This is a genomic window from Bacteroides sp. (assembly GCF_028690125.1).
In the GTDB taxonomy this organism is placed as follows: domain Bacteria; phylum Bacteroidota; class Bacteroidia; order Bacteroidales; family Bacteroidaceae; genus Bacteroides.
Map to the genome: position 1 here is coordinate 401312 of NZ_JAQVBV010000001.1, position 13265 is coordinate 414576.

The 13265-nt window shown below is 45.3% G+C and carries 5 protein-coding genes; all 5 read right to left on the reverse strand.

Features of this window, described 5'->3' with window-relative positions:
• Positions 1–131: 131 nt before the first annotated feature.
• Positions 132–4169 carry a glycoside hydrolase family 2 TIM barrel-domain containing protein gene (locus PHO71_RS01555; protein WP_300197870.1) on the reverse strand — a complete coding sequence of 1346 codons (4038 nt, stop codon included), beginning with the start codon at positions 4167–4169 and terminating at the stop codon, positions 132–134.
• 82 nt (positions 4170–4251) lie between these two features.
• A complete protein-coding gene (locus PHO71_RS01560) occupies positions 4252–5214 on the reverse strand; it encodes an alkaline phosphatase family protein (RefSeq protein ID WP_300197873.1) in 963 nt (320 codons plus the stop codon).
• 303 nt (positions 5215–5517) lie between these two features.
• Entirely contained in the window at positions 5518–8118 is a 2601-nt protein-coding gene (locus PHO71_RS01565; RefSeq protein WP_300197876.1) for a hypothetical protein, read from the reverse strand.
• A gap of 25 nt (positions 8119–8143) precedes the next feature.
• Complete coding sequence (locus PHO71_RS01570; RefSeq protein WP_300197878.1) at positions 8144–9832, reverse strand: GxGYxYP domain-containing protein; 1689 nt, start codon at positions 9830–9832, stop codon at positions 8144–8146.
• Positions 9833–10078: 246 nt separating this feature from the next.
• Positions 10079–13246, reverse strand: a complete 3168-nt coding sequence (locus tag PHO71_RS01575) for a glycoside hydrolase family 38 C-terminal domain-containing protein (RefSeq protein WP_300197881.1) — start codon at positions 13244–13246, stop codon at positions 10079–10081.
• Positions 13247–13265 lie beyond the last annotated feature (19 nt).

The following is a 13265-nucleotide window of genomic DNA, read 5'->3' on the forward strand; positions in this document are numbered from 1 at the left end:
TCCCGACTCTTTTATTTAGATGTTGCGAAAGATCTTAAATAATCCCGCCCGAAAGAGCCTTGACGTTCGGCTGCTTTCGGGCGGGATTATTTATAGCAGGTTGTTGAAACCCCTATTATGTATACACGAGGTTAGTCTGCGATGATTGAGAACTCAGCCCCTCCGGCAAAATCAGCTCCGTTCTGTGAGTTCAAACAGGTAAAGCGGATATAACGTGCCTGTACCGGAGTTTTCAATTCCACTCTTTTGGCTTTCTTGTCTCTGTCGAAAGAACCTTTAGCTACCGCTTCGCTCCACTTCTTTCCATCCATGCTTACTTCCAGAGAGTATTCCTTCACGAAACCATTCATCGAACCGTCTTGTCGGGGCAGATAAACAAATCCTTTGACATTCCTTACTTCACCGGCATCGAAATCCACCCAATGCGGGTATTTCGCTACAGTCACCGAATACATGGTATGCCAGATGGTATTGGGGTTTTCATCCACCAGATTGGTAGCGTCCTCACCTCCGGTCTCCTGACTGGAAGCGTAAACCACTGTTAATGGTACATTTTCAATTTTCGGGAATGTCATACCGATAGATAAAGCTTTATTATTTTTGTAATAAGCAGTCACCTTACCGCCTTCACGCAAGTTGAAAGGTTCATTGTAAGTCAGTTCCTTTTTACTGCCGTTCAATGTGTAGATTATTTCAGCATCCTTTTTCTGTGATTGGATTGTAACCAAACCGTTACGTTCGCGGGAAATAGCCAAAGGAACTTCTCCGTCGGCAGCCACACGAGCTGTCTCGGTGAATGTTGCTCCGCGCACTGGACGAATGATAAAACTCATCGGATGATTTTCTGCCTTGATACGGTCCTGATCTAACGGGGCACCTTGTCCACAGCTATTTCCTCCCAGGCCTGTCACTCCCAGATCTAAGTGCAGATGAGTCGTTTTCGATTGGGGCAATTGATAAGGATGAGGCGCAAGCGTCAATTCCATATCCGACCACGGTAGGGCGGAAGCCGACATGGGTCCGTTGGCCACAAACTCTATACCGTTGCCTGTAGCATCTGTCAGCGCGCACCAACGCACCTCTTCACGATTACCCATACTTTGCGGTTTCGGGAAATCAACAAACTGATCTTTGACCGTGCTCTGGTACATTTCTATAAATGAACCCGTGCGGCGGTCATTGAAATTATTCCACGGACCACGACCGTAGTAACTGTATTGTTGCAATTCTGTGGGTACTTGCATGACATAACCCAAACGAGCCAATACAAGAGCCGCCTCATTGGAAGTAATTTCCACGTGCAACTCTATAGAGCCATCCGGATAGATAGTCCATATCTGACTGGTAACAAACTTAAAGTCATCCGGTCCGAACGGGCGATCTGTCCGTTCCTTCACGGAGTATCTTCCCGAAGTCCCTCCTTCGAGAGTCGCACCATTGGGAGCTTGTGACTCTACAGTATACATTAACTGAACCGTATTGCCTGTTTTGTCTTTCGCATTTATCTGGTTATAGCTTAATACTTTATGTTTCAGGTTATGCAATCCCTTTTCAAACCACTGCTGATACGCCCAATTGTCATTATCTACAGGAGCACGCAACGCATTGATCTTGGGCCCTTCTCCGTCACACAAAACTTTGCGTTTATCGTATTCCAGACTATGAATGGTTCCTTGCTTATTATCGAATTTCACCGCAAAGTTCTTGCCCGCAACCGTTGTGAAAGTCTCTGTTTCCGTCACTTCCGGTTTATCCTGAGAAGCTGTTACCGAAGCCAGTGATGGTTTTTCTTCCGCATCTTTTATTTTCAACTGTTCTTCCATCTGCACAAAACCGGCTTTTGCCCAAGGTTTATCTTGCAGCAACCTGAATTGCACTTTCAGAAAATATTCACTTCCTTTTTCCAGTTCGCCATAGTCTACAGAGACTTCGACAGGAACCTTTGTACGAGCATCCACGTTTTGGAGCAACGTTTTAAAGGAATTACTTTTCACCAATTTGCCATCTTTATAAAGCATCCATACCAATTCATAATCGCTCAGTGAAGTGAAATAGTTCTTATTAAAGATCTCTATCATACCTTTTTTCAGATCGATCGGCCGCACTCCTACATTCTGATATACCTTTTTTACTTCGTAGAAAGCAGGTTTGGGCAAATGTCCGGGGAACAGAACTCCGTTCATACAGAACATACCACTATTCGGTTTATCGCCAAAATCGCCTCCGTATGCCAGATAGCGTTCACCCGTCCGGCGGTCATAGTAATACAATGCCTGGTCCACCCAGTCCCAAATAGCCGCGCCACAGAAGAAGTTTGTTGATTCTATGGCGTCCCAATAGTCTACCAGATTGCCTACGGCATTACCCATAGAGTGAGCATATTCCGACACATGGAAGGGGTACTTGATATTATATTTCCCGGTCACTGCGCCACGCATCCATCCGATGGACGGGTATTGATTAGATCCCATATCTACGATGTCGTTGTTGCGCTCATATTGCACAGGGCGCGAAGGGTCGAAGGCACGTAACTTTTCGTAAGCGGTCACAAAGTTCTTCCCCGGTCCCGCTTCGTTGCCTAACGACCAGATGACAATGGACGGATGATTGATATGCGAATGTGCCAGTTCCATGACACGCGCCACGTGAGCTGCTTCAAATTCGGGTACATGAGACAAGGAAGCATCACCATAGTAGTATTGATGGCTTTCAATATTAGCCTCATCCTCCAGGTAAATACCATATTTATCGCAATAGTAATACCAGTACGGGTCGCAGGAATAATGCGAGTTACGTACATGATTAATATTCCCCTGCTTCATCAGCATAATTTCGTCTTCCATCTGCTGATGCGAAATGGTATTACCCGTAGCAGGATTTATTTCCTGACGATTCACTCCTTTCAGCTTGACTGTTTTACCATTTATATAATAGTACCGTCCTGCCAGTCCGAATTCATCTTTATCTGCGGGTGTATCCTTAATCTCTACTTTACAGAAGCCCAAAGCGGTTGAGAACGTTTCTACTATTTTTCCTTTTTTATCTTTCAGTTGTCCCACCAATACATAACGGTAAGGTGCTTCTGCCGACCATTTTTTCGGATCATTCACCTGTATGTTAGTGGTAGCCGACTTGATGTTTCCTGCTTCCAATTCACCAATTTCCGTCACACCGCTCACTCCATTTACCAACGTATTTTCATCCGAATAAAGTTTATTGGCGTAGAGCGAATAAGAAATCGTATAATCTTTCATTGCCTTTTTACCAAGATTGCGAATGTCTGCTTCTACTCTCAGAGTTCCATTCTTGTAATTGGCATCCAGATCAGGAAATACACGGAAATCGCGCACTTGGGTCTTAGCCGTAGAGGTCAATGAAACGGAACGGAAGATTCCCGGCAAGCGAAACATATCTTGCGCTTCGAGAAAAGAACCGTCCGAATTACGATACACCTCTACTGCCACTACGTTTTCACCACCTTTCTTCAGGTAGGGAGTAACGTTGAACGAAGCCGTATTGCGAGAGTTCTTCGAAAATCCGATGTAATGCCCGTTGATCCACAGGTAGAAGAAAGAAGAAACTCCATCGAAGTTGATATATACTTCCCGCCCTTTCCAGTCGCCGGGAATGGTAAAGGTGCGTCGATAAGAACCTACTTCGTTACGATGTTTATAGGTGACCCAGTCTTGGGGGGGAGTGCGCATCACTCCTCCTTTCCAGTCTCCTACTTCTACTTTATGTTGGAAAATAACCGGTTGATTGGCATAGATGGGCGTTCCGTATTTCAGGCTTCCATCTTTCTGAATCCCTGTTACGTTCCACTGCATAGGTACATCGACCGTATCCCAGTTAGAAGCGTCAAAAGCGGGCTGATAAAATTCAGCCGGACGTTCGTCGGGATTGCCTACCCAATGAAACTTCCACGGGCCGTTCAGTGATTGGTAGTAACTACTATGCTCCGGCAATACACGACGTGCACTTTCGCTGTTCGCAAAGGTAAAGAACCAGGCATGAGGTTGCTCTTTATTGAGGGCTACTTGTTGAGGAGCCTCCCACTCTTTTCCGGTAGGGGCTTCCGTCTGTACGTAACTAAATCCTTCCAAGACTTTATCCTGTGCATTGGCATTCAGAGCTACAAGAAGGAAGCTTATTGCATAAATATTCTTCATAATATATTGGGGGTTAAACATAACATTCTCTATTATTGTGGGTAAATATACGAAAGAAAAGCCATTGTTTTATTGGCCGTCTTTACTTAAATACTGTTTGCGGCACTTCTCCTGTCCATCCTGCGGGTTGTTTTACCTGAAAAAGACGCAAGATGAGAGAGCCGGTATTAACCGTATTATTCGGTTCACTCATTTTCAATCCTTTCGCAATGCCCGGACCTGTCACTCCCCAGGGAACGACCATTTCATCGACGCTAACACCTCCATGACCTCGCCCCACTCCTCCATGATCGGACAGGAACATAAAATGAGTATCTTCATACAAGTCTTCCTGCTTCATCTTCTCGATCAGTTTGCCTATCTCAACGTCCGCTTCCTCAATGGAGCGTATATATTCGGGCGACATCCATTCATATTTATGTCCCACTTCATCGGTGTGTACCGAATAAAGGAAGACGAATGTCGGTTCCTTCCGGTTTTCCACCAGGAAGTTGAAGGCTTTCTCATAATTCGGAACATACGCATCGTCGGTCAAAAAGCTGACTTCATCCATATACTTCTGGTTATACGGATAAATCAAATTGGCCCAATTATAATAGAAGGCGGTTTTTATTTGTGGATTCTCATCTTTGAGGACTTTGAATACGGAGGGATAATATCCGTCGGCATCCGTCTCGATTGCGGGCAATTTATGTTTGGCAAGTGTCCAGCCGTTGTCCACCACTCCGTGTTGTTCCGGCCCACTCCCTGTCAAGTGACTCGTCCAGTTGGGTAAAGTGACCGAGGGCATTACCACACGAGTTTCCAATGATAAGACACCTTCCGACAGCAAGGCATCCAAATTAGGTGTTTTTGCCTGCTGAAATCCGGGTACACTGATACCATCCAGACCAATCAGTACCACCCGTCTGGCCTTTTTTTTCATTGTTTTCGAAGTGGAAGACGCGGCAGCAAAAGCCGCTGATGACTCTGAGAATGTCGTTGTTCCCAAAAGCAGTGTCCCGGCTAGCCACTTTTTAAGGAAATTTCGTCTGGTGATTTTCATGCGTATTTATTTTAAAGTTATTCGTGTGGACAAATATCGGTAAAAATAAAGAAATAACAATCACTTGAGGTGATAAACTAAGTTTTAGTGGAAGTGATACTATTATTAAGCGGTGAGGGTACAGCCGATAAAGTTTAGCGTTGTATGTATTTATTTGAAGGATTAATTGATGCACCCAAAGTTGCTGTTCTCTTCAGGTGGTAAACTTATTATTCTCTTCGCTGGAGAGGCAAATACATATATACATCCCCTCCAGCGTTCGGAAATAAAGCTTTTGATCTATCCCATTTCGATAAAACAGATCTATAATCCAATGGAATGCATCACCACAGCTCCGGGCTTACCGTCAGAAAGTGTTTCCACACTGATGGTAAGCGGTGTCGTACGGTTCGTATTGTTACATTCTATCACGACACAACCGTTCTTGTCGGTTTTCACATTCGGATTCCAATAGATTGTTCGTCTCCGGTCGTTGCCCTGAGGCAAAATACCCTCGGTATAGGCAGGCGAATAGAACTCCAACGGACGGGTGTAGCCTTGAATACGGGTAAGACGAACGCCACGAGAGGGACGAAAGTCTTTGTTAGCATCCCATCCGTCGGCAGAAACGATATAGGCAATGGACGTCGGTTCATCCATAAGTCCTATACTTCCCTTTGGTTGAGTGTTGGTTCCATTGGTTCCTTCAGTAGCTGCCGTTTCATCTCCCGGTTCGGCAAATCCTTCTTCAATAGGAGTAAGTACATCTTCAAAATCGAGTTGCCTGAGTTCATCTCTTGCTCCACTTCCACTGCTGATAACAAGCGTCTTCACTGCATCAATGTCTTCTTCGATAAGGAAACGATCTTGCGCCCTTAGGATTTTACCATCGACCACTAGCGGTAGGAATTTCTCACGATACATGATTCTTTTCCCTTCTTCGAGTCGGATTTGAGGGTTTACTTTATTCAGAAAGTCATACAGGGTGAATATTTCTTTCCCCTCGTCTCTCATCTTGTCTACCATGCTTTGCACGTCGTAATAAACGTCTATGCTTTTTTCAAACAGTAAGGTTCGTTTTTTGAGATAGCGTGCCTGTACTGTTACTTCGTCCAAAAAGAACGGATCGGATTTTCGAATGGAATCCATGTAAAGAGAGTCTTTTTGCCTGATCGTATTTCTCAGTTGGCTGACATCCTGCCATTCGGGGTGCGATTCATAAAAGTCGTATCTCCGCAACTCCGGCGAGAAATTGCGAAACAATAAAACGGAGCAGAGCTGCTTCTTGCCGCTTCCCGGCTTACTGGTTTGAATGTTAGTCGGCATGATTCCTTCAAAATCCTGTACCGGTATCTGGAAACGGCCTATTGAATCGGACATTGCTTTTCCCGCCCTGAATTCACCTTCCTTTTTGGATAGGATGGAGACTTCAAGATTATCTTTATTATTTTTCAGGATAAACGATTTCAGTTGCCCGTGAATGGTCAGGCTCTTTTCGGGAAGATACCGGGGTTGCGCGGGTGGCTCGCTCACCATTCCCGGCAGGTCGTACTTTCTCCATCCGTGCACAAGCATTAAAACATCCAGCTCTTGCTTTCGCTGTCTGGTATTCCCGGCAAAGTAATAGCCCGGTTGGTGGATGTAACCTTTCAGTTCGGAAGTCAGGAGCAGATCGGTGTATAGGGTATTATCATATTCCAGATAGTCCGATTGGAGGGTACTACGGATAGAAACGGAGAGGTTTGTTTCGAGTGGTTTTCCAGCTTCGTCTTTGGCTTCTATTTTACATCGGATGGGAGAAAAAGGATGGTAGTATGAGCGATCGGTTTGCGCCGTCAGTTGCAGAGCTGTTTTGGGCATGATGTAACAGGAACGTTCCGCAAGTACATTTCCCTTTCGGTTCATGAGAGACAGTTGGATGATGCCGCCGGGGAGTTGATCGATAGGTATGCGGAGAAGCTCGGCTTGTTTCTGCCCGAAGCGGAGCGCATTCCATATCAAAGGAATACCTTGATGAGATATGAAAAGAGCTAAGGTATCGGAAAGGGTAGCTTCGTTACGCATCACTCGTACGTCAAGAGTCGTTTCACGGTTTGTCACGCTAAGCATATATCCTTCAGGCAAGGCTTTCGGTAATTGAAAGGTGTATTTATCACCGTTCCAGTTGACTATAGCCTCTACTTTCACACCGGCCCGGGGGGTGTAGGACAGGCAACCCATTCCGTCATGCAACGTTTCGAATTCCGTTAACTCCTCCCCCTGTTTTGTACGGAGCAAGCCGGATACACTCACCGCTCCTTCGTTCTTACTTTCAGCTTTGAAGGCTATTATGGAAGTGACTCCTTCTATCAGTTGTCCGCCTTCCGGGAAAAAGCGTACGGCCAGTTTTCCGGTGTCGTCCTTTGGACGTTGCTTCATGGAAGGGTGCATATTATAGGTAGTAATGGATCGATCCTCGTTTCCATCTCCCACCTGAGGGCGGTAAACGGGGAATGTGCGGGAGAAGTAATATTCGTCGCCGAAAGACAGCATCCATTTGGTAAATGCCCGTACTTCGTAGTAACCGGACAGACCGGACTTTTCAAGAATGAACTGCCCCTGTCCTTCTCCTTGTTGTACTTTTACAATTTGCTTATTGACGATGTGCCCCAGTTGGTCCAGCAATTCTACATACAATGGTTGGCTCAAGGTGGTAGGTTGATTTTCAGGTCCCTGCGTGACGTAGGCTTTGAACCAGATGGTATCCCCGCAGTAATAACTGGTGTTATCGAAGTGGAGGTGGACTTTCTCCTGCGGGTAAGCAGTGGAGAATACTTGCGCTTGCTGAAAGTATTTTTGAAAAATGCTTTCGGCGCTTTGGTTTGATTGCTGCGCATGGATACAGGATGCCGCAATTAATAATAAAAACGAAGTCATTAATTTCATAAGCCAATCCGTATTTAGTTTTCAACTAGTGCCGCGCACGTATTCGCCACAACAACTCATTCAAAGAAACATTCTTTACCTGAGGCGACAATAGGAGATCGGAAGTCTTGCTTGCATTATATCCTTTGATGGGCAAATTCGTGCTACTGGAAGTTTTACTGAAGTCCGACCAGGCATGTATGATGGTCCATGATAACGGATACTCTTCTTTCTGTTTTTCGGCTTTCGCGGCGTCCCGGTTAATTAAAGAAGCTACATAATCGGGACCACCGCACAATGAATTGTCAAATAAGCCCGACCAGATGGAAAACCTTGCTGTCACTACCGGAATATCTATGTTCTCTTTGCTCTTGACCCAAACCATATCGCCACCCATATTATAAGGATTATATTGAATGGCTATCATTCCCGTCAGCCCTTCTATCTCGCGGGCATAGATGTCGTAAGCCTGGCGGGCTTCTTTGCTGAATACGTCTTTGCAGATAAACCCGAATATTTTAATGTTCAGCTTTTTGAAATGCCAGTTCATGCGGCGTGCAAACTCGGTGAGAAGTTCTTCCCGATTCGGGCGGTTTTTAGCAAATTCATCGGGGTACTGATAACCGCCTCCATACTCAATCACACTCGAATTGTCTTTTTTCATGGAGACAAAGCGGTTCCAGGTGGAGGTACTTACTACTGATAGATTGACCGGGCAAAGTGTCCACGAAACCGGGGAACGGTTTTCGTCTTTATTGCCGTAATAAACGGGGTCGTCGATAAAACTTCCCATGGTCCACTGCATATTGTCACCGTCGCTGACTACAAAAGAATGGAAGGCAGAAGAGTCTTTGAAGTTTATGTCATTGAATTCTTTTTCGTGAACGGTCAGAGGTTCTGTTTTATCGGAAGCAGCCATGATAAAAGGAAGATTCTGACACCAGTTGGATGCTGTATTGTAATGTCCCCATCGGGTGATGGCTCCTGTATATTCGTCTTCATTTCCGCAGTTCCATCCCATAATTGGTGAAAGCGGGGTGACCCATTCGAGAATTTGTTCCGAGAAGGTGCCGGTACCGTAGTATAGCATTAGCTTTTGAGCGATGGCGATGTCGCGGCAGTTGCTTACTTTGGGGTCGATGCTTAGAGCAGAACTACGGTTTAATTGTTTTTTGCAATGTGCGAAGCAAGTTTCCGGTGATTCGTAACGGGCGTCTTTCAGTTTTTTCAATCCCGATTCTTTGATTCGTTTTTCTAATGATTCTTCTACAAGTATTCCTTTCAGGAGTCCTGCATAAACGGTTGCCACGTTGGAGGAATAGTTGATTCCGTCTCTTAGTGAGTAGTTTTCTCCTTTCGAGGTGTCGGCTTTGTAAAGTATATATCCTTTTATAATCTTTTTCTTTTTCAAATAGTCCAGTAGTTGCCACAAATCCATACGTGTGGGCTTGGTAATGTTTAGGCTTTTGAGTGAGCTTTTCAGTATTTCGTCATAGGAAGTATTGGTGAATTCGATCCAGACCATTTCGTTGAATGTTCCATCATTGACTGCTTGTCCACATAGGCCGGATAAAGATTCCAGTAACATTATTTCTGCCTGATTGAGTCCTTCTTTGTTGCAGATGATCAACTTCTGGGGGGCTTTCTGTGTGAACCAGCCATGTCTGCCGTTGTAAGCGGACAACGTAGTGCAAAATAACAGGCAGACAAGGATAGATAGTAACTTAATTTTCATGATCAGATGGTTTGGAGAGTTTTTCAGTTTATGATTCAACTTCTGCAAGTGCTTTTCTAAGGCTTCAGGGGGCTGCCAATTATCGGATTGTAGGGTATTAATACTCTACTTCTCAGCTATTAATACTTGATTTCTCAGCTATTAATACTTGACTTCTCAGTTATTAATACCCTACAAATGGGTTATTAATACTCCGGAAACCGGCTTTTTATACCCGAAAAGATCACTTGCAGAAGTTTAGGTTTTTTATTTCTTTGTTTTCAGCGGTAATGCACGCATTTCATTGGCGGCTCTTACATCGTCAAGGTAATTGTCGGACAAAGTCATGGCAAATATAGCGATGTTATCATCCTTCGGAAGTACGAGTGTACGGGCTTCTTTCGGGAGTTCGATGCCGAACTTATACATATACGTGTATATATAGGTATCGTTTCCTTTTTCCGTATGGCGGTGGGAGCCGATGTAGGCTAGTGAAGCGTCACGGATGTAACCGTCGCTCACTCCCTGATGTCCCCATTGTCCATAGAAGTCGGAGTAATAAGGTACTTCGAATTCGTGGGGGTTGCCATCAATAAGGAACGTTGCTTTGCGATCCTTGTCGGTAGATGTTGCCAAGATGTACAACTTCTTTCCGGCAGCTTCTTCGGGTAATTGAATGGTATCTCCCTTACATTTGATAACGTTTTTGTTTTCATGGTTGCCAATGTTGAAAGTGATGTTGTCGCAAGTCACTTGGTCGCCGATCAGTTCAGCGGCAAAGCTATTGCCTTTCTTGTCGAAAGAAACCATATAGCCGAAGTTTTCCGGTGTAAAGGCTTTGCTGTTGAAGGCCAGTTGAACAGGGATGTTCTGTACCGGAGCCGCTTTCACGTTTCCTTTTTTCAGGCGAACGGCGAATGTCTTGGGTCGGTAGGAGGTCATGTCGAAACAGAGTTTGTTGTCGCGGATGGTGGCTTCACCTATCTTTTCTTCGATACCGTTTGTCTCATAAGCCGATTCAATAGCGTCAGTGAAGGTTACTTCTACATTCTTTGCTTCTTTTCCTTGCATTTCGTAGAGGCGAATGATGTAGAGGTCGCTCTCTTCTGCTTTTTTCAGCGAGCGGATGGCTACTTGAGGTGTATTGACTTTAACGAAAGAATATTCGCGTCCCAGTGCACCTTTGTGTTTCGGAGTATTGAATACTCCCAGGCGACTGTTCAGTGATTCTGCCAGATGGCTGATGCCTGCTTGCAACGGTTCGTTCTGATGTCCTACAATAGAGTAAGTAAACGTATGGTGTCCGAAGTCTTGCTGTTCCTGATATTTATACCGGTCTTTGCTGGTGGGAGCATGGAGCAAGGTAAGGCGCAAGGTGTTGTCATTTGGCTTGTCCCATCCGTATTTACAGTCGTTGAGGATGGCTACTCCATAGCTGTTATCGGGAGCGGTGATGTCTGCCCATTGTTGCGCGTACACTTCATAAGCGGTGTTCGTGTTGTTTTTACGCTTTATTGTACCAATGCCCAGATCGTAAACAGCTTCCTCGTTTTTTATATTCATTGGGAACTCTGCTTTCAACACTGCATCTTTGGTAGACCAGTCTACTTCGTTGATGATGTCGATGCGTTCGTCGTTGGCTCCTTCGCTCATGCGGATGTATTGTACAAACTTAGAAGTATTGTAGGTGCGTTCTATGCGGAGAGCTGCATAGGACAGTCCTTGTTCTGCGATACTGATCTTTGCCTCTCCGGAGATTCCGGTTCCGGGTTTGTCGATGACTTTCTTTTGAATTTCCCATGCGGGCCATTCTGTCGATTCATTGCCCAATAAGAGTGTCAGGCGGAATGCTTTGCCCGGTTCTACCAATTCTTGATTGGTGCGTTTGTCAATAATGGAAGCAATGTCGCCATTAGCATTCAGAGTGAGTCGGTATATACTGTTCTCCAATGTATTTTGAGTTGCTTTTAATGAAGAGCGTTTACCACTTTTTCCGAAGCGGACATCATACACAGAGCAGCTCAGAGGAGCGACGGAAGCACTGAAAGCAATGTGTGCTTTCCCGTCTTTCCAGTCTACAAGTTGCGCCGGAACTTCTTTTCCGTTAGCGTCGAATACTTGTATTCCGGCAGGTTTCTTCGGGGACTCAATATAGGCTTCTGCCAGTTCTTTTCGTTGTGCCGCCATTGCGTTGTAGACGATAATAGCGTTTCCTTTTACTTTTGTATCCATGCACGAAGCCAGTGAGCCTACTCCTGTCCGGATGACGTCATTGAATTGTGTTTGTGAGATTAACTCGTCGTTCCATGAGTAGGTGTAGGCTTTGGGCAGACTGGTTCCTGTGAGGTCGTCGTGGAACTGATGCCAGATAAACCGGCGCCATGCGTCTGTCAATGTGTTTGCCGGATAAGCGGCTCCGTCTATATAGTCTGCCATTACGGATACTTTCTCTGCTGCGTCGCCCAACTGTTCGTTGCGACGGTTATACAGCTTCATGGCTGCCTGCGAGGTGTAGCATCCTGTGGCGTGTATATCCATCAGTAGTTCTCCGTCGTATACGGGAAGTTCCGGATGCTTGTCGAAAGGGAGATAATCTTTGTATAATTGGTCGGAAGTAGCGCTGATAATTTCAACTTCTCCTTCTCCTTTCACTCCTTTTTCGATGGAAATAGCGGAATTGATATTGGCGGAACCACCACGGTCGCCCGCACCGTAGTAACGGTAGATTGTGTTATTAACGCTTCCCTTAGCAGTATTCTTCAGGTCGTTGTCTTTACTGATGTCTCCACCATTCCATTCGTGAACGTAGTTCTTGCCGTTCAAGGCTGCCATGATGCGTGAACCGTCTACGCCTTGCCAAAGACCGAAGTTAAATGGCATTTTGGAATTGCCGTGCATATTGTTGTGTCTCCATTGCAGTTTCTGTGTAGAGAAACCGATGAGGCCACAATGAGCGGCAACTGTCGGTAGGGTATAGCTGAATCCGAAGCAGTCCGGCAAGAAGATGTCGGTGGATTTCAGACCAAATTCCTGCTTATAGAACTGTTGTCCCAACAGGATATTGCGGAAGAATGATTCCGGCGACGGCATATTTGTGTCGTTCGCGTCCCAGGAACTGCCGGATACGTGCCAGCGTCCTTCCTTTATATACTCTTTTACCAACTCATATTCGGCGGGATAGTATTCCTTGAGCCAGTTGTATTTTACTCCTCCTTCAAAGTTGAATACATAGTTGGGATAATGCTTGAATAAATAGAAGTTGCGTACAAGCGTATGTTTCAGATATTCGTCGATGGTAGTCTGCACATCCCAGTTCCATTGCGTATCCAGATGGGCATTCGACACAATGTACGCTTTATACTTCTTCTGGGCGTGTACCGGACTAAGTCCGGCCGCTCCCAAAAGTAAAGTTAAAAGAATGACTCTTTTCTTCATGTGTTTTTAAATGGTTTCT

Coding starts and splice junctions, on each gene's coding strand:
- PHO71_RS01570 (WP_300197878.1), bottom strand. CDS start 9,832: ATGAAAATTAAGTTACTATCTATCCTTGTCTGCCTGTTATTTTGCACT.
- PHO71_RS01575 (WP_300197881.1), bottom strand. CDS start 13,246: ATGAAGAAAAGAGTCATTCTTTTAACTTTACTTTTGGGAGCGGCCGGA.
- PHO71_RS01555 (WP_300197870.1), bottom strand. CDS start 4,169: ATGAAGAATATTTATGCAATAAGCTTCCTTCTTGTAGCTCTGAATGCC.
- PHO71_RS01565 (WP_300197876.1), bottom strand. CDS start 8,118: ATGAAATTAATGACTTCGTTTTTATTATTAATTGCGGCATCCTGTATC.
- PHO71_RS01560 (WP_300197873.1), bottom strand. CDS start 5,214: ATGAAAATCACCAGACGAAATTTCCTTAAAAAGTGGCTAGCCGGGACA.